This is a genomic window from Nostoc sp. PCC 9305 (genome assembly GCF_963920915.1).
In the GTDB taxonomy this organism is placed as follows: domain Bacteria; phylum Cyanobacteriota; class Cyanobacteriia; order Cyanobacteriales; family Nostocaceae; genus Nostoc.
In genome coordinates, this window is record NZ_CAWUDN010000090.1 from 1 (window position 1) to 23,593 (window position 23,593).

17 protein-coding genes, 2 tRNA genes and 1 pseudogene are annotated in these 23,593 nt (G+C 42.2%); 9 read left to right on the forward strand and 11 right to left on the reverse strand.

The window, feature by feature from the left end; all coding sequences use genetic code 11:
• Positions 1-127: 127 nt before the first annotated feature.
• Positions 128-1,492 (reverse strand): annotated as a pseudogene (locus tag ACM0OX_RS26620) (GUN4 domain-containing protein).
• Positions 1,493-1,682: 190 nt separating this feature from the next.
• Between ACM0OX_RS26620 and ACM0OX_RS26625 the strand changes: the two are divergent.
• The gene (locus ACM0OX_RS26625) at positions 1,683-2,558 is read left to right on the forward strand and encodes an MBL fold metallo-hydrolase (protein WP_414517944.1); all 876 of its coding nucleotides are present in this window, start codon (positions 1,683-1,685) and stop codon (positions 2,556-2,558) included.
• 401 nt (positions 2,559-2,959) lie between these two features.
• Here ACM0OX_RS26625 and ACM0OX_RS26630 read toward each other — a convergent pair whose 3' ends face one another.
• Entirely contained in the window at positions 2,960-4,324 is a 1,365-nt protein-coding gene (locus ACM0OX_RS26630; protein ID WP_414517945.1) for an IS4 family transposase, read from the reverse strand.
• A gap of 279 nt (positions 4,325-4,603) precedes the next feature.
• On the opposite strand from ACM0OX_RS26630, the gene dhaK reads away from it, so the two are divergent.
• Positions 4,604-5,680 (forward strand): dihydroxyacetone kinase subunit DhaK, encoded by a 1,077-nt coding sequence (gene dhaK, locus ACM0OX_RS26635; protein WP_414517946.1) that lies wholly within the window; start codon positions 4,604-4,606, stop codon positions 5,678-5,680.
• A gap of 38 nt (positions 5,681-5,718) precedes the next feature.
• Entirely contained in the window at positions 5,719-6,348 is a 630-nt protein-coding gene (gene dhaL, locus ACM0OX_RS26640) for a dihydroxyacetone kinase subunit DhaL (protein WP_414517967.1), read from the forward strand.
• Between the two features lie 10 nt (positions 6,349-6,358).
• Here dhaL and ACM0OX_RS26645 read toward each other — a convergent pair whose 3' ends face one another.
• Complete coding sequence (locus ACM0OX_RS26645; RefSeq protein WP_414517947.1) at positions 6,359-8,650, reverse strand: IMS domain-containing protein; 2,292 nt, start codon at positions 8,648-8,650, stop codon at positions 6,359-6,361.
• A 936-nt stretch (positions 8,651-9,586) separates the two neighbouring features.
• Between ACM0OX_RS26645 and pdhA the strand changes: the two genes are divergently transcribed.
• The 4 genes from pdhA to fba all read left to right on the forward strand — a co-directional run bounded on the left by pdhA (position 9,587) and on the right by fba (position 13,121).
• Positions 9,587-10,621, forward strand: a complete 1,035-nt coding sequence (gene pdhA / locus ACM0OX_RS26650; protein WP_414517948.1) for a pyruvate dehydrogenase (acetyl-transferring) E1 component subunit alpha — start codon at positions 9,587-9,589, stop codon at positions 10,619-10,621.
• A gap of 95 nt (positions 10,622-10,716) precedes the next feature.
• Complete coding sequence (locus ACM0OX_RS26655) at positions 10,717-11,586, forward strand: aldose epimerase (protein WP_414517949.1); 870 nt, start codon at positions 10,717-10,719, stop codon at positions 11,584-11,586.
• A 61-nt stretch (positions 11,587-11,647) separates the two neighbouring features.
• Positions 11,648-11,719 (forward strand) — tRNA-Lys (locus ACM0OX_RS26660).
• A gap of 322 nt (positions 11,720-12,041) precedes the next feature.
• Positions 12,042-13,121 carry a class II fructose-bisphosphate aldolase gene (gene fba / locus ACM0OX_RS26665; protein WP_069070843.1) on the forward strand — a complete coding sequence of 360 codons (1,080 nt, stop codon included), beginning with the start codon at positions 12,042-12,044 and terminating at the stop codon, positions 13,119-13,121.
• A 206-nt stretch (positions 13,122-13,327) separates the two neighbouring features.
• Here the strand turns inward: fba and ACM0OX_RS26670 are convergent, their stop codons facing one another.
• From ACM0OX_RS26670 to ACM0OX_RS26695, 6 genes are all read right to left on the reverse strand, one after another.
• Positions 13,328-14,140, reverse strand: a complete 813-nt coding sequence (locus ACM0OX_RS26670) for a carbon-nitrogen hydrolase family protein (RefSeq protein WP_414517950.1) — start codon at positions 14,138-14,140, stop codon at positions 13,328-13,330.
• Positions 14,141-14,929: 789 nt separating this feature from the next.
• Positions 14,930-15,253: a thioredoxin gene (gene trxA, locus ACM0OX_RS26675; protein ID WP_104909616.1), complete on the reverse strand. Its 324-nt coding sequence runs from the start codon at positions 15,251-15,253 to the stop codon at positions 14,930-14,932.
• 340 nt (positions 15,254-15,593) lie between these two features.
• Entirely contained in the window at positions 15,594-16,757 is a 1,164-nt protein-coding gene (locus tag ACM0OX_RS26680; protein ID WP_414517951.1) for a GuaB3 family IMP dehydrogenase-related protein, read from the reverse strand.
• Positions 16,758-16,907: 150 nt separating this feature from the next.
• Positions 16,908-17,438 carry a YdcF family protein gene (locus tag ACM0OX_RS26685; protein WP_322693855.1) on the reverse strand — a complete coding sequence of 177 codons (531 nt, stop codon included), beginning with the start codon at positions 17,436-17,438 and terminating at the stop codon, positions 16,908-16,910.
• Positions 17,439-17,847: 409 nt separating this feature from the next.
• Positions 17,848-17,921: transfer RNA gene (locus ACM0OX_RS26690), tRNA-Arg, on the reverse strand.
• A gap of 33 nt (positions 17,922-17,954) precedes the next feature.
• Positions 17,955-19,076, reverse strand: a complete 1,122-nt coding sequence (locus tag ACM0OX_RS26695) for a tocopherol cyclase family protein (protein WP_414517952.1) — start codon at positions 19,074-19,076, stop codon at positions 17,955-17,957.
• A 29-nt stretch (positions 19,077-19,105) separates the two neighbouring features.
• Between ACM0OX_RS26695 and ACM0OX_RS26700 the strand changes: the two genes are divergently transcribed.
• Both ACM0OX_RS26700 and ACM0OX_RS26705 read left to right on the forward strand, forming a co-directional pair.
• A complete protein-coding gene (locus tag ACM0OX_RS26700) occupies positions 19,106-19,717 on the forward strand; it encodes a J domain-containing protein (RefSeq protein ID WP_414517954.1) in 612 nt (203 codons plus the stop codon).
• Between the two features lie 401 nt (positions 19,718-20,118).
• On the forward strand, positions 20,119-20,868 hold the full coding sequence (locus tag ACM0OX_RS26705; protein ID WP_414517955.1) for a hypothetical protein: 750 nt from the start codon (positions 20,119-20,121) through the stop codon (positions 20,866-20,868).
• Positions 20,869-21,433: 565 nt separating this feature from the next.
• Here ACM0OX_RS26705 and ACM0OX_RS26710 read toward each other — a convergent pair.
• Positions 21,434-22,267 carry a metallophosphoesterase gene (locus tag ACM0OX_RS26710; RefSeq protein ID WP_414517956.1) on the reverse strand — a complete coding sequence of 278 codons (834 nt, stop codon included), beginning with the start codon at positions 22,265-22,267 and terminating at the stop codon, positions 21,434-21,436.
• A gap of 218 nt (positions 22,268-22,485) precedes the next feature.
• Positions 22,486-23,313 (reverse strand): metallophosphoesterase, encoded by an 828-nt coding sequence (locus tag ACM0OX_RS26715; protein ID WP_414517957.1) that lies wholly within the window; start codon positions 23,311-23,313, stop codon positions 22,486-22,488.
• Between the last annotated feature and the right edge of the window lie 280 nt (positions 23,314-23,593).

Here is a 23,593-nt window from a genome sequence, read left to right on the forward strand (position 1 = left end):
CTCTGGTTAAATTTTCGTTACATACTTATAAATTTTCCCGCCGACTTACTTACTGCTGTATAACCACCATCTGGATCATCTTCAACGAGAAATACAATTTCAGTCATAGCGAATCTTTCCTTAACTACTAAATTTTACAATTCACAAGCTTTGATGTAAGGGCAGATAGTCTTTTTCTTCTTCCAACTATTCTCATACTCCATACTGCTCTGGGTAGTTGTCCAGCCGGAGCAGTTAATGTAAATGATAGAGAATCATAAAGCTTCCAATTATTTTTAATTCGCCAACCTAGACACTCTCCAAAATATTTCCAAGTTTTAAAATCTAAATCAAGTTTTCCCCCAACGCTGTCCCATATTTGCTTTTGAATACTAAAACCAAAGCGCCCATTACTGTATTTTACCCACAAGCTATCAATAGTTAAGAGGTCTTAACAGGGAAACTTTTCGATATCTTCTACTCTGAGATAACCTTCTTTTTCTCGATGAGATATTTTCAGCATAAGCTTCCAAGTTTCTTGATCGGCTTCTCGCCATTTGCCAGATGCTAGTAACTTTTCCAAAATTGTATAATCTATCCCTACTGCTGAATTTAGATTCTCAGCATTAAGAGCTTGTATTACTTTATCAACAGATTGATAGCGTTCCTTCACATAATCCTGAATTAACTTATCTAAAACTTGCCCCAATTCAGGAGTAATACTTCTACCTTGTGGTAAGTATTTTCTCCAAATCCAGCAACCCCTGAGCGGATCATAAAGTTCATCAGAACCATCTGCTTTTGGTAAACATTGCGTTAACAGCCGAATACAAGTTACACCAAAACTATAAAGATCGCTTGCAGGGAAAACTTGACCACGCATTTGTTCTAATGGGGTATATCCAGGCGTTCCTACTGTTGTGCCAACACCTACAAAAGTTTTTGTAATTTGTTTAGAAACACCAAAATCAATTAATATTAACTTGCCATCCAGACGGCGCATGATATTTTCTGGCTTGATATCTCGGTGAATTACACCGCGTTCATGGATAAACTTCAGGATAGGCAATAAGTCAGTTAAAAGCTGTTTTATCTTTTCTTCGCTAAAGGCTCCCTGCTGCTGCAACTCTTGTAATAAATTCTGTCCTTCAATCAACTCTTGCACCAGATACAGCCGTTTATCCTGTTCAAAATAAGCAATTAAACGGGGAATTTGCGAGTGTTCTCCCAAATCATACAGACACTTCGCCTCTTGCTTAAATAACTCTGTTGCTTTCTCAAGTGCAGCCGTTCCTTCAAATTGAGGGACAAATTGCTTAATTACGCAAGGTTCGTCTATTTTATCTGCATCCCTAGCTTCATAAGTTCTGCTAAATCCACCCTCACCCAAAAGTCGTATTACCCGAAAACGGTTTCTGAATAATGGTGTGAGTATTTTTCCACACTTAATGCAAAACTTATTGTCATCAGGGGTAAAAGGATTTGCACAACTGGAATTAGAACAGTAAAGCATATTTGGGAATATATCAGCAGATAGTCTATATGTTGAGTTTTCCCAATTTCTGCTTCGTGGGTTTTACGAGTCTTTATATTTTTGAGCAGATTTACTTCTAGTGGCGGCTACAGTCTCAAATTACTTTTGCTAGCGTAGTGATATAAGGTTTATCGCTCCCCAGCAAGCGCCTGGAAGCAAAAGGATTGATATGGCTCATTTAAATCAGCGTCGTCCCCAAAATGTCAACGGCGATTTTTATGTAGATACTACCTGTATTGATTGTGATACCTGTCGCTGGATGGCTCCTGAAGTATTTTATGATGTTGATGACCAATCGGCTGTTTATCATCAACCAGCGAATGAGGCAGAAAGATTAGCAGCACTTGAAGCACTTTTAGCATGTCCTACTAGTTCTATTGGCACAGTTGAGAAACCAAAAGATATCAAAGTTGCTCAAGAAAAGTTTCCAATATTAGTAGCGGAAAATGTTTACCACTGCGGCTATCATTCTGAAAAATCTTATGGTGCTGCTAGCTATTTAATTCAACTTCCAGAAGGTAATATTTTGGTGGATTCTCCCCGGTTTACGCCGCCTTTAGTCAAGCGTTTAGAAGAATTGGGGCCAATTCGTTATATGTACCTAACTCATAAGGATGATGTGGCAGATCATCAAAAGTTTGCCGAGCATTTTCAGTGCGATCGCATCCTCCACACTGATGATATTACTGCGGATACTCGCAATGTAGAAATACAGCTAACTGGTTCCGAACCATTTGCCTTGACTCCAGATTTCTTAATTATTCCAGTTCCCGGTCACACCAAAGGACAAACCGTCCTACTTTACAAAAATAAGTTCCTCTTCACTGGCGATCATCTCGCTTGGTCAGAAAGCTTGCAGCAACTGACTGCATTCCACAATGCCTGCTGGTATTCTTGGTCAGAACAGACTAAATCAATGCGTAACTTGGCTAATTACTCTTTTGAATGGGTGCTACCAGGTCATGGACGAAGGTTTCATGCCGATCGGGAAACTATGCGCCAACAGATGCACAAGTGTATTGAGTTAATGGAATCTTTGGATTGACATTAAATAACTGACTTTTCACATCATCTGGAAAAACCCAATAAAAACCTAACCCTCTTCCCGATGCCGGAAGGGAGAAAATTCAAAGTCTCTCTCCTAAAAGGCTACGGAGTACACACAAGTCTTATAAAGTTGTCTAACAGTGTTTCGATCCCCCCTAACCCCCCTTAAAAAGCTATCCATTATAAACATCTTTCTTAACAGAAAATTTGACATAAATAAGGTGTTATGTAGTAGAGGAGGAAGAGAAAAAAATCAGCAATGATGCGGAAAAAAAATAAGAATTCAAAAAAACGGCAAAAAGTCAGAGTTATCGCATGGCAACTTTGGTGTAAACAGCTAATGAGAGGAATGGAAGTACTCACACCCAACAAATTGACTAAAGATGAGGCAATCATTAATTAATGATGGAGAGACTGACAAAGTTGCCAACCTTCAACGAGATCATGTAATCGAGTCAAGCCACGCCAGAGAACTTTCACACCAGGAAAACCATCGCCTTTACGACCTAAAAACCCACCCAGTCGAGCAATCCAATTCACAACTTCAGCTAGAGTGGGTGGTGATGTATGAGAATAAGATTGATGATGAATGGCTGTATAGAGGACTTGCCACTCATGGGGTTCTAAAACCTGTTCACAATTAGCTGTTGGCTCACAACGAGCTAAGTAAATTAGCCACAGCAAACGCCAAGCAACGATGCTATAGGTAGCCAAAGCCATCTCGATGCGCTGTGCGGTTTCTAGTTGTAACTTCTCAATTCCACAACCACTTTTTAAAACATAGTGATAGCGTTCAATCAACCAACGATAACTGTACCATTGCACATACTTTAAGACATCTTGGAGAGTGCTAATTTCTAAAGTAGTCAGCAGTAACCAACAAATCGGCTCTATCTCTGGTGGCGGGTCAACTTCTGTGACTAAAATGGCTTGTAATGTGATGGGAGCTAGTTGTTCAGTTTTGGGACGATTTTGCGGTGGTGCAATGGTAATCGTGCGATAACGGAGAGTCAGGAGCGCAGTTCTAGAAGGTCGAGTAGGATTGCGTTTTACATCTAGGGTGATTGTACCCAGTGAGTCAACAGACTCCAATGTTTCCCATAAATGCTGTTCACTACCATCCAAACAACGATTTTGTGTAGCTCGAATCAAAAAATCTGAGTCTGGACGACGTGGACAAGCAAATAAGTCATAAATATCGGCTTCTCGGTCGGCAATCGTGACTACTTGTAGCCATTCTGGGATGATTGATTCTGTTGCTTTCAACCCATCGAGCCATCTTTGACTTTCTTTTTGCTGAGTCGATTTTTGTTTTCTGTTTTCGGCTTTTCCTAATTCTTCTTCCTTCCTCGCCCACACTTTTTGCTCAATGATCCCTAATGGTACTCCCTGTGCGGAGGCTGTGAAGATAGAGTGGACTTTTAATCCTTGGGCATATTTACTATCGAGATATCCTGTTCCCGATAGGGCTTTGTGAGAAGTGTAATTCAGTTCTGTGGTGTCTTGTATTGCCAAGACTACTCTTTGCTTGCTGATTCGCTCTACTGTCGCATCCCGATGTCCTTGTCTAATCATCGATGGTTTGACGTATGGTGAATCCCAGAAGTCATAGGTGGCTTTTGTTTCGGCCCATGTCCCGCTCGCTTGTGGAATACTTGCTTCTGGTTTGGCACTTAAATTTTCCACTATTTTCATCAATCGTTTGGTTCTTCTGGTGTCACCTAATTCTGCTGTTTCTAGTTCTTTTGTGATCCATTGTTCCATGTTTGACTTTGTTTTGCTTCCGGCTCTTGCTATAAACACTACATTTCTTCTGTATTTTGTCAAATTTTCTGTTAAGAAAGATGTTTATAATGGATAGCTTAAAAAGGGGGGAAATTTCTTCAAGTCCCCCTTTTTAAGGGGGATTTAGGGGGATCAGATGATTTGTGTGTACACCGTAGCCTTTTAGGAGAGAGATTTAGAGAGAGGTAACACTATATTGCATACAAACCATAAGCGCTATAACCTGAGTTTTAGCACCCTTTTAACCAAACACGAATTATGAAAAAGCTGATCAACAAGCCAGAAGACTTTGTGCGGGAAAGTCTAGAAGGTATGGCGACGGCTCATTCCGATTTAATTAAACTGAACTACGATCCGACTTTTGTCTATCGAGCCAATGCACCTATTCCGGGTAAAGTAGCAATTATTTCAGGTGGTGGCAGTGGACATGAACCAATGCACGCTGGTTTCGTGGGCAAAGGAATGCTGGATGCAGCTTGTCCTGGTGAGGTTTTTACTTCACCAACTCCAGACCAAATGCTAGAAGCAGCCAAGCTTGTAGATGGAGGCTCAGGTATCCTTTATATCGTCAAAAATTACAGTGGCGATGTGATGAACTTTGAAATGGCAACGGAGTTAGCCCGTAGTGAGGGGATTCGATCGCTAAATATTTTGATTGATGACGATGTAGCAGTCAAGGATAGTCTCTATACCCAAGGGCGGCGGGGTGTGGGAACAACAATACTGGCAGAAAAAATTTGTGGTGCTGCGGCTGAGGCTGGGTATGATTTGCCACAAATAGCAAATTTATGTCGCCAAGTAAATCTGAATGGTCGGAGTATGGGAATTGCTCTAACATCGTGTACAGTGCCCGCTAATGGAACGCCGACATTTGAATTGAGCGATCGCGAAATCGAATTAGGTATCGGTATTCACGGTGAGCCAGGAATAGAACGCACAGCTATCAAAGCAGTAGATGAGATTACCGAAATTTTAACGCGATCGCTCCTTGAGGATGCACCATACAGCCGCACACTGCGCGAGTGGGATGAAGACAAAGGAGAATGGGTAGATGTAGAACTAACAAACCTCCCATTTGCCAAAGGCGATCGCTTATTAGCTTTCGTCAATAGTATGGGTGGAACTCCGATTTCTGAACTGTATATTGTTTACCGCAAACTCGCCCAAATCTGCGAACAGCAAGGATTGCAAATTGTGCGAAACTTGATAGGCCCTTACATCACATCTCTAGAAATGCAAGGTTGCTCCATTACCCTGCTGAAATTAGATGATGAGATGATCCGCCTATGGGATGCACCAGTAAAAACACCAAGTTGGTGCTGGGGAATTTCATAATCATGAATTACGAATTACGAATTACGAATTATTTTAATATGTTGAGTCAGCCGCAGATATTGCATTGGTTACAGGCTTATGCAACCGAGATAGAGCAGAATAAAGCCTATTTGACAGAATTAGATGCTGCGATCGGAGATGCCGATCACGGGATCAATATGGATCGCGGCTTCAAAAAGGTAAGCGCTCAGTTACCAACTCTTACAGACAAGGACATCAGCAGCATTCTCAAAGCTGTGAGTATGACCTTAATTTCTTCTATTGGCGGTGCTAGTGGCCCTCTTTATGGCACTTGGTTTTTACGAGCCAGTACAGCAGTAGTTGGGAAGCAAGAATTAACAGAACAAGATGTTTTAGGACTACTCCAAGCAGGCTTAGACGGGGTGCTGCAACGTGGTAAAGCGCAACTAGGAGACAAAACAATGGTGGATGTGCTGTCTCCCTCTGTAGCTGCTTTTGAGCAAGCTGTAGAAGAAAGCAAGGGAACGCTGGAAGCTATGCAACAGGCTGTAGTAGCAGCTCAAAAAGGGTTGCAGGAAACTATACCAATGCAAGCGAAAAAAGGACGGGCTAGCTACCTGGGGGAACGGAGTATCGGACATCAAGATCCAGGAGGAACTTCTGCTTATTTGATGTTGAAAAGTTTGTTAGGGGTATTGGAAACCTAAACATTACAACTTATCTAATAATCTGATTCACAACAGATGCACTTTGAATAAGCCATTTACCTCGTTGTCGAATCAAATCATACCGAACTCGCAAATTATCGTTAGAAGAGTTTTTAAACTGGCCATTTTCATATAACTGCGTCGCTTCCTTCACCGTAGCTACCACTGCGGCACGATCTGCGAATAAATCAATTTTCTCTACAGATTCTACCTTTACGCTATGGTCGTACTTGCGGTAGCGGTTGTCAGACCTAGCCTGTTGAGCGATCGCCCGCCATTGAGACAAAGCTGAACCAGTTAGAATCTGCTCTAAATTATTAATCTCATGATTCGGCCCTAAAGCTTCGGCTTTAGTAGATAGCCAAGTGCGAATGATTTGCTCTGCCGCTGCATCTGTTAAAGGGCCATCTAGTCCTTGTGGTGGACTATTTGGAGGGGGAATAGATATTGGTGGTTGATTTATTTGTACAAACAACTGTGAAGGAGGTGCTGATCTTGTTGGAAAAAACAGATTTTTTAACCATCCAAAAGTTGTTGTGGCTAACACCCAGAAAACTAAAATACTTACTAAAGAAATAAATACTCTCCATACCAGCCGTGTTTTCCCTTCAATGGTGTTAGCAAAAGTTCGCCGCCGCCGAGGACGCCGAGAATGGGGACGATTATCCGGTACACGCTCCCGGATATTAGATGGAGTAGGTTTTCTTCGCCGACGCTTTTGGTTATGAGCAGGTGTAGCACTTTTAGCTGAACCGTTCAAATTCTGATTAGTGCCTCTGCTCGTTCGTTCAGCAGCAGGAACCTCTGATTTGACACTTCCAGATGAATTCCACATCGGTGGTGAGAAGTTTAAATGTTCTGGTGTTTCTGGTAAATCTAGGTCAGGTGTTCTGCTGTGGTTAAATTGCTTTGGAGTCCTAGTTGAATTTTTAGGGAAAGGCGAATTATTTGTCTGTGGCTGGGGAAAATTTTGGGGGTTAATTACAGCCCACTCATTAGTTGTTTCTGCATCCGTTGGCAGTGCTTCTAAATAAGCTTGTACCTGTTGGTTAGCAAAGTAATCTTTTAAAAACGCTTGCTGGTTTGCTAAATCTCGAAAATGGGGAAATACTTCGTGTTGCAACCACTGTTCTGCATATAGACACAGCCCTGGTAGCAAATCGGGAGAGTCTTGAGATTTTTCTCTAATAAAAGCTAAAGCTTCGTACTCCTGACTAAGTTCTAAAACCCGAGTTGCTTCTTCAGTTTGTCCCAAAAGTAAAGCACATAACGACTGTTCTAAATGTACATCTTGACGCTTACCCAGACGTATGAGCATTTGCCTTGCTTGACGAATTAAAGCTGGTTGCCGTTGAGCAAATCCCCGTGCTATCAAAGCATAAACAGCTAAGTAAGTGGCAACAGCAGAATTGCGTTTACTTTGGGCTTCAAATAACTTGTGCTGTTCGGCGACTGTTAAGTGGTTGCGTAACTGCTGAATAAACCGCAGAAAGTCATCTATGTTTAAACCAGAATCATCATTGTTTGTGCCATCAATCCCGCCACGATCTTCTAAGAGATTTTGCAATAATTCTAAACCTTGGCTTCGTTCGGCAGTCTTCTCTTGAGGTAGTGCCAACAACTCCAAAATTCGATATGGCCGCAATTTATAAAGATCCGCCTGAATTTCCGCTTGGACACTGGAGAATAATCCTTCGCGTACTAGCAGTTCTTGACCAGTTTCTAAAGATATGGCGGCATTTTCATAATGACCTTGTTGCCACTGTTCGCGACCTAATTCTAGACAAGCAAGGGCGACAGTGAGAACAACATCAGGATGTTCAGCACTTTCGTGTATTTCTTCGTCTGCTAAATTATTGCCCTTTCTTGCACTTGTAGCACCATTTTTATTTACCAGGTACGGACGACCTAGTTTTAATACAAGTTCGTATTCCCCCAACTCCTGCAAAATTAATAAAGCGCCAACTAATTCGTCTTGGCTAATTTCGATGCCCAGACTTTGGGTATCACTACCCCTTTTGGTGCTTTCTGGACGATTTTCCAGTGCTACTGCGGCAGCAGCAAGGTTATCAGGGTCATAGGCGTGAGCAAGATAAAGCTGATCGTAGGTACTGCGTTGTTTTGGATCTGATAAAACCACGTAAGCTTCTTCTATGAGTTGTTTACGAGAAGAAATTGCTGCCTGAGAATACTCACGTCGCGGCAATTGTACAATGCGATCGCTGTATGCCTGTCGCAATTGTTCTTCACTTGCCGCTAACGGTAGTCCTAAAATTCGGTAGTAATCTAGCGGAATTCGCACAGCCTACTTCCCCTGCACCGTGATCAACATAATTCACCTAGAGCTTTCCAGGCCTGTAAAACCGTGCCATAAAAATGCCGTATAGAATTTACTCTACAAGTGTATATTGCAACAACTTGTTTTGTACCTTCCCGAAATTTTGAGTCACATTCTAGTACTAATTTTTTGCTTTCGCCTAGAAAGCCTCAATTGTTTGTTTTAATTCTTAGTATTTTTGTTTAACACAACTATTATCAGCCTTCGATACCACAAACCACAACTACCGCTTTTAATCACGGCATAATTGTTGTGGCTAGAAGAATCTATTGATGATTGATTTTTTTGGGATTTTCCCACTAGATTCGGTAACAAAAATACCATTATTGGGGATTTACCCTGATAACAGGAGAACGAAATCATATCATAATTTACCTTTAATTACAATTACCTATTTGGGTATTATAGATTTTTGCCTCCTTTTTTTTAAATTGTTAATGGATATGCAGAAAGCAGTCTATCTTGATTGCTAGTCTATGAAGGGGAATATTTAGGAGTGCTGAGTGCTGTTAGCGGATAGCTAAGGTTTAGCCCGTGCTGAGTTCTGAGTAAGAAGTAATGAGTAAGACGTAGTACTTATGAATCTTTTCACTCATTACTCACTAATCGCAACTGATCTGATTCCTAGTCGAACACTTGTTACTGGGAACTTTTTCGGTGAGAGAGAAAAACCCAAAGCGGCAGATGTTGCCGTTAGAGTCAAATCCTCACGGGGCATAAGCTGAAAAGTTAAAAATCAAAAATTAAAAATTCAGCTATTCCCTAAGACCCTTTTTTGGTGCATAAATAAAGTTTGATTGTTGAGTCTTACAAACGCTAGCCTGTTAAAAGCCGAGGTGTTATCAGACCAACTTATTTAAGACCTAAGTTTAAGTTGTACAACAGGGATACTCAAAAATAATGGTTCAAGAGCGTACTTTACCCACATTTAATCCTGCCACTACGCATATTACAAAAGAAGAAGGACTACGGTTGTATGAGGACATGGTACTAGGGCGCTTGTTTGAAGACAAGTGCGCTGAGATGTACTACAGGGGCAAAATGTTTGGTTTTGTCCATTTGTACAACGGTCAAGAAGCCGTTTGCAGCGGTGTTGTGCAGTCGATGCGACCGGGTGAAGATTACGTTTGCAGTACTTACCGCGACCACGTTCATGCTCTGAGTGCGGGAGTACCAGCAAGAGAGGTAATGGCAGAATTATTTGGCAAAGCCACAGGTTGCAGCAAAGGACGCGGTGGTTCCATGCACATGTTTTCTGCCGAACATCGCTTGCTGGGTGGCTATGCTTTTGTGGCTGAGGGAATTCCTGTAGCAGCTGGGGCGGCTTTTCAAAGCAAATACCGCCGCGAAGTCCTGGGAGATAAAAATGCTGACCAAGTGACAGCTTGCTTTTTTGGCGATGGCGCAGCTAATAACGGTCAGTTTTTCGAGACACTAAATATGGCAGCCCTCTGGAAACTGCCAATTCTGTTTGTGGTCGAAAATAATAAGTGGGCCATTGGGATGTCTCACGAACGAGCCACTTCCCAGCCAGAGATTTATAAAAAAGCCAGTGTTTTTAACATGGTGGGCGTGGAAGTGGATGGCATGGATGTGCTAGCAGTTCGAGCCGTGGCTCAAGAAGCTGTAGCCCGTGCCCGCGCAGGTGAAGGCCCAACATTAATTGAGGCGCTTACCTACCGCTTCCGGGGTCACTCCTTGGCTGACCCAGATGAAATGCGAAGCAAAGCGGAGAAAGAATTTTGGTTCGCCCGTGACCCAATTAAGAAGTTGGCAGCTTATTTGCTGGAGCAAAATCTAGCGGATGAGGAAGAAATTAAAGCAATTGATCGTAAAATTCAGGATGTAATCGACGAAGCCGTTAAATTCGCCGAAAACAGCCCAGAACCAGACCCCAGCGAGTTATATCGTTTCGTGTTTGCAGAAGACGAATAACAAAGTTAGGAGTGAGGAGTTAGGAATTAGGAATTGTTAACTTCTAACTCACAACTCCTAACTCCTAACTATCCTTATACCCAGGACTAAAATTTGTGTTTAGCATTGCAGTTCAACAGCAACAGTACAAGACCTATATTCTTTCTGATGAAGCCGCTGGTTCTCAGTTGGAAGTCGTACCCGAACGCGGTGGGATCATCACCCATTGGCGCATTCAAGGGCAAGAAATTTTCTACCTGGATACTGAACGCTTTACTCATCCTGAGTTGAGTGTTAGAGGTGGAAATCCAATTTTGTTTCCTATTTGTGGCAATCTACCAGATAATACTTACACTCATAACGGTCAAAAATATACTCTCAAACAACATGGTTTTGCCCGTGAATTGCCGTGGAAAGCAACAGAACAGAAAACTGGAGATAAAGCTAGTCTCACTGTCGTTCTTGATAGCAACGAGCAAACCAAGGCAGTTTATCCTTTTGATTTTCAGCTAGCTTTCACCTACGAACTTCAAGGTAATACTCTAGAAGTCCGTCAGCAGTATAAAAACTTGTCATCTACACCAATGCCCTTTTCGGCTGGTTTCCATCCCTACTTTCTGTGTGGTGATAAAACTCAGTTAGAGCTGGAAATTCCCTCTAAGCAGTATCAAGACAATCAAACTAAAGAAATTCACTCTTTTGACGGCAATTTTGACTTTAGCCGTGATGAAATTGATTTTGCCTTTGGACAGCTAACGAGTCAATCAGCCACCGCGATAGATGGCAGCCGGAAGTTAAAACTCACCTTGGATTATGATGATTTCTCTACCTACCTGGTATTTTGGACAGTCAAAGGCAAAGAATTCTACTGTCTAGAACCTTGGAGTGCGACTCGTAACTCTCTCAATACTGGTGATAACCTGACTGTATTAGCGCCAGGAGCTAGCCATACAGCATCTGTAAGATTGACTGCCAATTTTTTCTAAACCCCTTTACAAATCTACAGATGTATATGCTATGATTGCAAAGTTGCGAAATGCAGCGAAAGGGTCGCTAACTCAACGGTAGAGTACTCGGCTTTTAACCGATTAGTTCCGGGTTCGAATCCCGGGCGACCCATATAAAAGTTTATTAAATGATGTAAAGAAGCGATCGCTCATCTTTGTAATTGCAGGAAGGAAAATTTGGGATACTTGGCTACCAGAGCTACTAATTCTAGGGTAGCTAAATGTACAGCAATACAGAGCAGGTGTAGGGCATAGTACAACAGTAGAGAGCAAATACAGAACATATTTATAGTAACTATGGCGTAAAGTTTTTCAACATAGATACACCACACTAGTTATAATTTCCTATAAGTTGAAAAAACTCTTAAGATTTAGCGTAATGATTACGCTTCTCTCAGACCGACTAGCTGACAACCACATTAGGAGGACTATCTATGGCGCTTGTACCACTGCGGCTGCTGTTGGATCACGCAGCTGAAAACGGTTACGGCATCCCAGCTTTCAACGTTAACAATTTGGAGCAGATTCAGGCAATCCTGAAAGCTGCTGTCGAGACAGATAGCCCCGTAATTTTACAAGCTTCACGCGGCGCTCGTAATTATGCAGGAGAAAACTTCCTTCGCCACCTGATTTTGGCAGCGGTAGAAACCTATCCTCACATTCCCATTGTCATGCACCAAGATCATGGTAATGCCCCTGCTACTTGCTACTCAGCAATTAAGAACAACTTCACCAGCGTGATGATGGATGGTTCTTTAGAAGCTGATGCGAAAACTCCCGCTAGCTTCGAGTACAACGTTAACGTTACCCGCGAAGTTGTAAACGTAGCTCATGCTTTGGGTGTCAGCGTTGAAGGTGAACTCGGTTGTTTGGGTTCTCTAGAAACTGGTGCTGGCGAAGCTGAAGATGGTCACGGGTTTGAAGGTACACTAGACCATTCTCAACTGCTAACCGACCCTGATGAAGCTGTTGAATTCGTAGAAGCAACCCAAGTAGATGCTTTGGCTGTTGCCATCGGCACAAGCCACGGTGCTTACAAGTTTACCCGTAAGCCGACTGGTGAAATTTTGGCCATCAGCCGCATTGAAGAAATTCACCGCCGTCTGCCTAACACCCACTTGGTAATGCACGGTTCTTCTTCCGTACCTGAAGATTTGCTTGCACTGATTAACCAATATGGTGGTGCAATTCCTGAAACCTACGGTGTACCTGTAGAAGAAATCCAAAAAGGCATCAAGAGTGGTGTACGTAAAGTAAATATAGACACCGACAACCGTTTGGCTATTACTGCTGCTGTACGTGAAGCTTTGGCTAAAAAACCAGAGGAGTTTGACCCCCGTCACTTCCTCAAGCCTTCTATTACATACATGCAGAAGGTTTGTGCTGAACGATATCAGCAATTTGGCACAGCTGGTAACGCCAGCAAGATTAAGCAAATTTCTTTGGAAGATTTTGCTGCTAAGTATGCTAAAGGTGAACTCAACGTTGTTACCAAGGCAGCTGCTAAAGTTTAATTTTGACAACAAATAAATAGGGGCATAGTTTTGCTATGCTGCTAAAAAACTGAAGATTTTAATGTTGTCAGAAACCGGGTGTTTACCCGGTTTTTTGTTTTATTCATTTAGGTTTGGGAATGGAGCACTGGGGTTAAGGGAGAGGTAACAGGGAATAATCTGTACCCTCTAACCTCTACCCTATTACCTTCTTGAGTCCCCAGTCCCTAGAACACCCGATGCTGTAAAGAGGGCATTTGACGGCGGACTTGTTCGAGCCTTGTAGGTTTGATTTCTGCGATCGCAATTCCCGGTTTCTCTCCAGCATCGGCTAAAATTACACCCCAAGGGTCGATAATGACCGCGTGACCGTGGGTTAGACGGCGACCGTAGTTATTCCCTGTTTGGGCGGGAGCAATGACGTAGGCGGTATTTTCGATGGCTCTGGCTTGTAGTAGTACTTGCCAGTGGTCTTTACCTGTAAAGGCGGTAAAAGCGGCGGGAATAAAGATAACATCGGCTCCCTTATCTGCCAGATGACGATACAGTTCCGGGAATCGAACGTCATAACAAATAGAAAGCCCTAAATTACCAAGCTTTTCTGAAAAATACACGGGGGGCAGTTGCGTACCAGCCACAACCGTGCTGGATTCGCGGTAGGTGTTGCCGTCAGGGACATTAACATCAAATAGGTGCACTTTGTAGTAACGGGCAAGTTCTTGACCGCTGGGGTCGATGAGTAGAGTGGTGTTATAAACTTTGCCTGTATTATCTACCGGAAGTGGAAAGCTGCCGCCCAAGATCGTAACTTGAAAGCGTTGAGCCATTTTTTTGAGAAATTTTTCACTTTCAAGAGCGATCGCATCACCTTGTGCGAGTTTATCTTTTTCTTCTCCCATATAGGAAAAGTTTTCTGGCAAAGCTACCAATTCAGCACCTTGACGCACGGCAAGCTCTATTAATTCTTCTGCCTGTGCCAAATTTTTATGTAGATCGGACACACTGGTCAATTGAATAGCGGCGGCTAAATAAGACTTCATAGATTCAACAACGAACAGTTGATTTATGGAAGATAGATTATCAAAATATATCGCTACTTCAAAATCTGTGGAACTTAATTAGAAATCCATCAGGGTTCCTTTTCTTTAACAGACTTGTTTTATTGCTGCTTTTAATCTTCCTCTGGGTTCTAGCAAACTGAATAATATTGCGATGAGTTGCGATCAAACCCTGATAAAAGCCGCCTGATATGAATATTTCCGTATGACAGAGTAACTAAATTTATTTATGAGATTGTTATACCAATTCTATAGGACTCCTATTTGATTTGCGAAAAAACTTCAGTACAAATATATTCACTTCTTTTCTGTTCTCTCTTACCTTCCTAAGCAAGTAAGTTTAAGAATTAAATCAGATTCCTATATGTGAGGTTGAGCTTTATTCACGTAGGAATAATTCATTTAGACACATACTCCTACAGAGAAGCAAGTTATACCAATTTGAAAAAAAGAATTGATATTAATTTTGAATTTTGAATTCTGAGCATACCCTTTCTCTTAAACAAGCTAGGCACAGCCTTTCGTAGAGAATCCATGTATGTGACTCAGCTTTTAGGCTTTTGTTAGCGGCGTTAGCGCTAGAAATTGCTAGTGCGGAAATTAGGCAGTTGTTTTTGAGGTAGAAAACTCCTAAAAGTATTCTGGAAATGTATACAAATGTAAACAAGCTTGAAAGACAGGAAATTCGTGCCTCTCAAACTTGTTTATGAAAATTAACTTAAAGTTAGAACAAAATGGATAACTCAAGAGGGTTTTATTGCCGATTGAGTTTCAAAGATGCTTTTCGAGAGTGGAAGCTAATGTAGTTTTAGGCACAGCGCCGACCACCATATCCACTTTTTGTCCACCCTTAAAAATCATTAATGTGGGAATGCTGCGGATGCCATATTGACTAGCAACATTAGGATTTTCATCTGTGTTGACTTTTACGACCTTTATTTGACCTTTGTACTGTTCGGAGATTTCATCGACAACAGGAGCTACCATACGGCATGGTCCGCACCAGGGTGCCCAAAAGTCAACTAAAACTGGTACATCGCTGTCGAGTACTTCTTGCTTGAAACTAGAATCGGTAACTTGTGCGGCTGTTGACATGCCTAAAACCTTCGCCAATAATATCTGAACTTGGTGAAAATTCTACCATAGCAAAAACCTCAGCTTGGAAGTGCGAGGATGTACATTTGCAAAGAAGCTCTAGAATTTATTTACAAACATAAGGAACCGCCCGAACAGTAGTCCGGGCGGAGTGTGGTGTGAGGAGTGAACGGAAACATGCGTCTCCGCTATCTCTATTGTAAGCGACATATCGGATTTTTCCAGCAATTGTTTAGGGGCCAGAAAAATTTATTGAAGGATTATTGGGGATTAGGGATTAGGAATTAGGATTAAAATAACTCTTTTCCATTACCCAGTCCCCAGTTCCCAGTCGCCAATTTTATTTACCCATACCTAATTGTTGAGCTTTTTGGTAAACTTTGCCCTCGGTTAGTAAAGAAGGTGCAATCACAACTTCCACCTGCTGCATTTCTTTAATATTTTTCGCTCCCAAAGTGCCCATGCTGGTCTTTAAGGCTCCTAAAAGATTGTGAGTACCATCATCTAGTCCTGCTGGGCCAATGAGTATTTGCTCTAGGCTACCAGTGGTAGCAACGCGAATGCGGGTGCCACGGGGCAAGACTGGGCTAGGAGTCGCCATACCCCAATGATAACCTCGTCCTGGGGCTTCTGTGGCTCTGGCAAAGGGGGAGCCAATCATCACACCATCAGCACCACAGGCGATGCATTTGCAAATGTCGCCACCGGTGATTAAACCGCCATCAGCAATAATGGGGATATAGTTGCCAGTTTCGTTGTAATAATCATCTCGTGCTGCGGCACAATCTGCGATCGCAGTCGCCTGCGGCACACCCACACCCAACACTCCACGAGAAGTACAAGCCGCACCAGGCCCAATTCCCACCAGTACCCCAGCCGCCCCAGCTTTCAACAAATTCAACGTGACTTCGTAAGTCACGCAATTCCCCAACACCACGGGAATGGGCATGGAACGACAAAATTCTGCTAAATCGAGTGGTACTAAAGACTCTGGTGACAGATGTGCAGTAGAAACTACCGTAGCTTGGACAAAAAATAAATCTGCCCCAGCTTTTGCCACTGCCTCACCGTATTTACTTGCACCGGCTGGAGTCGCACTCACCGCTGCAATGCCACCTTGTTGTTTAATTTCCTGAATACGTTGTTCTATTAATTCCGGTTTTATTGGTTCGGCATAGAGTTCTTGCATGAGGGCAACAAATTCATCTTTCCCCACAGAGGCAATCCGATCTAATATTGGCTCTGGGTCGGCATAGCGAGTTTGAATACCCTCTAAATTGAGGACACCTAATGCTCCTAACTGTGACAAACGTACAGCCATACGAACATCTACTACGCCATCCATAGCACTAGCAATTATCGGGATTTCTCGCTCAATATTGCCAATGCGCCACTTAGTATCTGCCAAACTGGGGTCTAGTGTTCTATTACCAGGGGCTAGAGCAATTTCATCTATTCCGTAAGCTCTGCGAGCTGTTTTTCCCCGCCCAAGTTGAATTTCCACGCTTTAACTTTACTCAAATCTGTTTAAGCTAGGGTATCAAATTGTGGGGAAATTTGGGGTGTTTTTTTTCCCGAACCATATAAGTGACTAGTGACGGTTGTCATTAGTCTTTTGGATTTTGACCGATTAAAAATCCAAAATTAGTTGGATTTACCGTTTATTTTTAGCGGCATCCACACCAGTGTAACCAGTTGCTAACCAAATTATCGCTCTAGCTCCATCACGAATAGATTTTTCGATAGATTCGGGGGGTTTTTCGGAAGGAACTGGCACTGGTTTTAAATAAATACCCCGACTGCCCAAAATAATTTCGCCGATGACACAAGCCCGACGCATGTGGAAGTCGGAAGTAATCAAATAAACGCTCTTAATGCCGCGAGCTTGCAAATCATCTACCAAAGTAGTAAAATTAGTAACTGTATCTACTGCTTCATAATCCAAGTGTAAACGTTGAGGATCAACACCAGCTTTGGTAAACACTCTTTGGGTGAATGTACGTGGACTGCCGCCTGTAATCCAAATGGGTATATTTGGATGCTCGCGAACGAATTTTGCTGTAAATTTTTCTCGCTCTAAATGTCTCGTTGAACCACCTAACACTACAACTGCTTGCGGCTGCACAAATTGGTTTTGTACTTCTTTGTATCCCCACCACATAAATATTGGTAGGACAAAAGCCATAAAATGAAAAGATTTATTTGTAAAGAGTAGCTTATTCAAGGCTCAATAACTTAATTTACTTAGTACACAATTTTCTCTGGCTATAAGAAAAAACAATTGATAGTAGAGTAGCAAACTTCCAAAGAATTTGCCCAAATTCTGCCCAAATATAAATTTGGTTGGTTTTCTTGTAGCAGCGCGATTAAACGTGCCTGGAGTTTTTCCTCTAATTGATGGATTATCCTAACCGATATCGGACGATCCATCAAAGAGTTCTAACCACTTTATATAGTAGTTCTCAATTGCACAGAATCAGCAGCCAGTCGCGTGGACGGATATCCCGACTTGGGCGAACAGCTGTACCACTGTTAGGCGCACAGCAATGCTTTTACCATATTAATTGCTGTATATATGAATTGTCTAAAGATAACGGGACTGGTGCGACTTGAACGCACGACCTGACGCTTAGGAGGCGTCCGCTCTATCCAACTGAGCTACAACCCCAACTGCGAAGCATATATAATTATAGCAGGAGTTTTAGGTAGACTGCCAAAAATTATCCCAAGAGCCGCCGCCTACTTCTAAACCACAAAGAAAACTTTCGGCTTTTAGAATTATTTTAGATTTTCTCCCATTTAGTTCTCGTAACTCTAAATTTAGTTTTCCTTGCATGGTGTCCCGGCAACAGTATCTTAAACCTTCTGCTGTCGGCGCACGTAGAGGTGTACCAGGTAAATCTGTGGTTCCTGTTAATTCAATTTCATAACTAGAGTTGCTAGCTTTCATTTGCCATCTACCCCAAGGCTGAATTTGCCACTCAACTTGGGAATTCCAGGGAACAAATTCATAAAACTTGCCTTGATAGTGCAGTCCAATCATCGCTACAGATTCCATCCACCACAGCACACCCCGCCGTCCACCGCCAGCAGTTAATGCTAAGTCGGGTTCGCCCTCGAAGCAATTACAGTTTATCCAAAACCATTTCTGAGGAAAAGCACCACCCCAATTTTTCTCGCCGTAGGCTGGGGCGTTAGTGAATTCGTAGATTTTGCCATTCCAGTCAATCTTCCCACTGGCTAAACCGTGAGCCATCAAAATTTGCCATCCAGGTTCAAAAATCTGCAAGAATGATAGCCAGCCTGCGGTTGATTGCTGAATGCTATTTTGATTGCCCCAACCGTATACTGGTTGAATTTCATACTGCCAACGACAATAATTATTGGTGGCGCGTTCGCCCTTGGCGTTGGCGAAGCCATCGCGAATTATTCCCTGATTCAAAGTGGCTGTAGCTTGATATCCCTCTTGAACGTGATACTCAAACTCTGCTGGCAGGAGGTATAGGGGAGAAACTTGCAAATTATTTTTACCCCAATGACCTAAACCCAAAACATCCCGACTACCCCAAAATTTGTTGACATCAGGAAAAGTACGGCAGAGGTACTCATCATCAGGGCCGAGGATTTGGGCTGCACCGCCGCTGTAAGGTTTACCGCCGATGGGATCTTCAATGGAGTACATAAAGGCGAATGTTTGCCCAATTTCCGGTAACGTGACGCGGTAATACCAGCCTTCAAAGAAGCGACGGCTACTGCCATCCCAGTGATAACCAGAATGGGGCGTTTGGATTGATTGGAGAGGATTTATGGGAATAGTTAACATAGGTTTAGATAGTTGCCGATTTTTTCAGTATGCGCGATGTCTTTGATATCAATGATGCTTATGAAATTCTTGGGCTGAAACCCGGTGCTTCTCAAGCACAGGTGAAGCGAAGTTACCGTAAACTGGTGAAAATTTGGCATCCCGATCGCTTTGTCGATCAAAAGCAAAAACAGGAAGCTGAAGAAAAAATCAAATCAATCAACGCAGCTTACAACAGGCTCAAATCTGAAAATCCGTCTGAGCCTCCTATTCCTGAAAATCCATCTTCATCTTCGCCTAAAAATCCCCCAAAAATATCTGTCAATCGTTGGGATGCAGAAACTTTCTATACTTTAGGAGTAGAAAATGCTACACAAGGAAGATATGAAGATGCGATCGCAGATTTTACCCACGCAATTCGTCTCAATCCTCACTATATTGACGCGTATAAATATCGTGGGCTAGTTTGCTCACAATTGGGATACGAATATAGAGCCGCTTCAGATTTAAATAAAGCTGCACAAATAGAAGAAGAGTCAAGGAATCCTGGGAGTACGCGTAGATCGCGATCGCCTAGATATGTATCAAAACCTAGACCTCTGTTAGAAAGATTTTGTCAGAAGATAAAAAGTTTACTGCGGCTAAATCGGCGTTGGAGATAAGCAGGGATATAGTTTAAGACACTTCAGGCGGCGACACCAGACCTAGAGTTAGATAATACTTATATCTGGAAATACTAAGTGTAGTAAGATTTGCTGCTGATTTTTTGGTATGAGCGATCGCCTTAATAATTGAAGCAAATTGCCAGATTTTTTATCAATCCATTAATTGACAGTTTAATAACATCCATCTTTGGGACACTCTTTCTCTTGATTAAGTATTAACTTTCTACAGATAGAGCCACTTGCTGATCTCAGAGGTTATCCTGATAATCACCAACAGTCGCGTAGCAAATAAAACTCAACAGTTATCAGCAACATATATTTTTCAACTCAGTAAAACCTCTTGTTTTTACAAAGTTTTTAGTTTGTCAACATCATATCGAGGAGTGAAATCAACAGCTATGTCTATTCCCAATGAACCCGAAAGTAAAAACAGTGAAGTCAAGCAAGAATCTTACACTGATATTAATGGCAATACTCACACTGACTTCACGCGAACCACTGAAACAGTAAAGAACAACGCAGCTAATCCTAACTCTTACACCAACGGTTATGTACAAGGTCGGAATGTTGAGCGTAGCAATCAAGCAGATTTAGCCCAGCGTGATGAAAACAATGCTAGTGGTGGTTTGCTGTTAGGTATTATCATTACTTCCTTGCTTGGTTTGGTTATAGGTGGGGTTTGGTACTTTAACCAGCAGAATAACGCAGCGGTTAACAATGCTGTGCCGGTAGTGGTTCCTGTACCGAGTAAGAGTAATCCAACTCCCAGTGCATCTCCTCAACCACAAACAACGATAATCAAAGAAAGCATTAGGGAAGTACCTGTACCTGTTGCTGTTCCTGTTCCCCAACAGCAAGTTACACCTCCCTCTGCACCTCGCCAACCGGATATTAACATTACTATTCCGCCCCAGCAGCCTGCGGCAGAAAAAGCACCTTCTGTAACCCAGCCAGCTCCTAAAGCAGCACAAAGTCCGGCGACGAGTCCAACTACTAATACTCCGGCTTCGCAAAACGATAGTTCTACTAATACTGTTGCTCCTGGTACGAAAAGTGACACCTCTAAAACTACTACACCTCAAGGAGTAGACCAGTCAAACAGTACATCTAATAGCGGTTCTTCTACCGCAGGCGGTTCTGGTCAATAAAGGGTTCTGAACTTTCAGCCCACTTGGTAATGTTGGCGTGAATGCCAACATTACCAAGTGGGACAAATTTTAAGCAATATTTCTGAATTGTTGCGATAGATTAATGGTATTCAAGTTTAGTAAAGGTGTCTTGTAGCTAAACAAACACAATGCTAGATTAAGACCAAGGTACAAACAGGTTAAAAGTTAAACAAAAACTTTCAAGTTAGAGCCTGTGCCTCCTGCTCTAATTCTTCTCGCGATCGCTATGATTGGTTGTGGCATCCGTTGAATGTGTTTTTGCCTTAAGTTCAATGAGTTGTTTTGGAGGTTTTAGAACGCACAGCCAGAAAATGCCTGCCTAGTTGGAATGTAAGGATGTGCAATTCTGAGGAAAGCGATCGCGAATACTGTCCACCTTATTTTGAGTTAGTCATTTCTGAATTCTCCAATCTTCAAGAAACCGCCCCCAAGCTATTGAGATTTATCCATCGTAGCTTCAGGCGGTTTCTGCTTTGAGTCTTATACATTTCAATTGCACACCGATCGGTTAGGGCTGTCATTTGTCATTTGTCATTTATTTAGACTAATGACTAACTAAGGTAATTACAGTCACTTCAGGCGGACAAAATAAACGTCCTGGTTTATAAGTTCCTAAACCACGATTGACATATAGTTGATTTTCTTCTACCTTGTGAAACCCTTGCGCCCACTCCCAATATCGGACTACTTTCGAGCAATCTCCTAATGAAAATGTTACCCAACGCCGTAATTTTTTGGGAATTTGTTTGAGTAGCTTTTTGTAATAGAGTACTAGAGGGCCAATGCCCGGAATGACAATGTGACCACCGTGGGTATGACCAGATAGTTGCAAATCTACGCGCCATTGTTGCAATATCTTGGCTGTATCTGGGTTATGAGATAAAACAATGCGCGGTGTAACCGAGTCTAGTTGATTCATCACTGGTGCGGGGTAAAATTCCCGCGACCAATAATCAGCTAGTCCTACCAATGGTAATTCTTTTCCTAATGGATAGGCGATTTCATTCCAAAGCACATGCACCCCAATGCTAGTTAACGCCTGTGTAACTTCTGCTTTGGAGTGGCTGTAATAGATATCGTGGTTCCCAAGTACGGCGTAGATACCACAGCGACTTTGCAGATGTTTGAGTCGAAGCACCAATTGGTGAATTGGTGTGGGATCGTCAGTTACGTAGTCACCAGTTAATAGGATTAAATCTGGTTCAGCTTCATTAGTAAGTGCGATCGCTTTTTCTAACATCTCTTCCGACAGTCGCAAACCATCGTAGTGAAAATCTGACAACTGTACTAACGTTGTACCTTGTAAAGATGCAGGAAGTTCCGCAATCTTAACCGTTATTTTATCTACTCTTAAATGTCCTGTAAACAACCAATGCATAAGTCAACCGATACTCCTCATACCAGCGCTTACAGCTTACCAAAAATAAAAATGTAACTTGATAAAATGCAATAATTTATGTCATCTACTCCAGATACAATTAATTCATTGATTTGAATTCTGCCATGAAATTAAGCAGATTTTGACTGAGTTTGCAAGCACTCATTAGCCAGAATACCTGCTGTGATTGCGTTCTTTTATTTTGAATTTGGAATTATCTACTCACCTTGTAGGGTGATTATAGTAACTTCTGGAGGGCAAAATAAGCGTCCTGGGAGGTAAGTTCCCAAACCACGATTGACATATAGCTGATTTTTACCTAGCCGATGCAAACCCTGCGCCCATTCCCAATGCTTGACTACAGAAACATTTACTTCTAAAAATGGGAATCGACGCCGCACTTTTCTGGGTATTTTTTTTACAAGCTTTTCGTAAAACAATGCCGCAGGGCCAATTGCAGGAATTACGATTTGACCACCGTGAGTATGACCAGATAATTGTAAATCAACTCGCCATGTTTGTAATAGCTCCGCAGTATCTGGGTTGTGGGATAAAACAAGGCAGGGTGTGTCGGGGTTTAACTGGTTCATAACTGTTGCGGGGTGAAATTCCCGTGACCAATAATCAGCCAGTCCAACGAGTGGTAATTCTTTTCCTAGTGGATAGGCAATTTCGTTCCAAAGTACGTGAATTCCAATGCTAGTAAGGGCTTCTGTAACTTCTGCTTTTGCGTGTTTATATATATCGTGATTGCCAAGGATAGCATAGATACCACTGCGACTTTGCAAATGTTTTAGTCGAAGTACTAGCTGGTGAATTGGTGTCGGATCGTCAGTTACGTAGTCACCAGTTAATAAAATTAAATCTGGTTTAGCTTCGTTAGTAACTGCGATCGCTTTTTCTAACATCTCTGCCGACAGCCGCAAACCATCGTAGTGAAAATCTGACAACTGCACCAGCTTTTTACCTTGTAACGATGCAGGCAACCCTGCAATGTTAACCGTCAATGCTTCTGTACTTAACGGCCCAGATAACAACCAATGCATAAGACGTTCAATAAACTTCAATCATAGCGCTTACAGCTTAACGAAACATTGTCAATTCGTGTACAACGACCAGTGCAAGTTATTGAAAATTTCATGAAATCTATAGACTTAAACGTATTTATACTTAATAAAATCAAAAACAAATTTACTACTAGATTCTTTTGTAAAAAAATACTACTTAATACTAGAGTTAATGTGCGTAAGCGTAGCCCATCATACCCCTATGAGGAAGCAAGCTACGCGTAACGTCTGGCAAAGAAGATATCACTTTCCAGATTTA

Excerpts from the sequence above, each read along its gene's own strand:
- ACM0OX_RS26625 (WP_414517944.1), top strand. The coding sequence starts at position 1,683 with ATGGCTCATTTAAATCAGCGTCGTCCCCAAAATGTCAACGGCGATTTT.
- ACM0OX_RS26630 (WP_414517945.1), bottom strand. The coding sequence starts at position 4,324 with ATGGAACAATGGATCACAAAAGAACTAGAAACAGCAGAATTAGGTGAC.
- dhaK (WP_414517946.1), top strand. The coding sequence starts at position 4,604 with ATGAAAAAGCTGATCAACAAGCCAGAAGACTTTGTGCGGGAAAGTCTA.
- dhaL (WP_414517967.1), top strand. The coding sequence starts at position 5,719 with ATGTTGAGTCAGCCGCAGATATTGCATTGGTTACAGGCTTATGCAACC.
- pdhA (WP_414517948.1), top strand. The coding sequence starts at position 9,587 with ATGGTTCAAGAGCGTACTTTACCCACATTTAATCCTGCCACTACGCAT.
- fba (WP_069070843.1), top strand. The coding sequence starts at position 12,042 with ATGGCGCTTGTACCACTGCGGCTGCTGTTGGATCACGCAGCTGAAAAC.
- ACM0OX_RS26670 (WP_414517950.1), bottom strand. The coding sequence starts at position 14,140 with ATGAAGTCTTATTTAGCCGCCGCTATTCAATTGACCAGTGTGTCCGAT.
- trxA (WP_104909616.1), bottom strand. The coding sequence starts at position 15,253 with ATGTCAACAGCCGCACAAGTTACCGATTCTAGTTTCAAGCAAGAAGTA.
- ACM0OX_RS26685 (WP_322693855.1), bottom strand. The coding sequence starts at position 17,438 with ATGGCTTTTGTCCTACCAATATTTATGTGGTGGGGATACAAAGAAGTA.
- ACM0OX_RS26695 (WP_414517952.1), bottom strand. The coding sequence starts at position 19,076 with ATGTTAACTATTCCCATAAATCCTCTCCAATCAATCCAAACGCCCCAT.
- ACM0OX_RS26700 (WP_414517954.1), top strand. The coding sequence starts at position 19,106 with ATGCGCGATGTCTTTGATATCAATGATGCTTATGAAATTCTTGGGCTG.
- ACM0OX_RS26705 (WP_414517955.1), top strand. The coding sequence starts at position 20,119 with ATGTCTATTCCCAATGAACCCGAAAGTAAAAACAGTGAAGTCAAGCAA.
- ACM0OX_RS26710 (WP_414517956.1), bottom strand. The coding sequence starts at position 22,267 with ATGCATTGGTTGTTTACAGGACATTTAAGAGTAGATAAAATAACGGTT.
- ACM0OX_RS26715 (WP_414517957.1), bottom strand. The coding sequence starts at position 23,313 with ATGCATTGGTTGTTATCTGGGCCGTTAAGTACAGAAGCATTGACGGTT.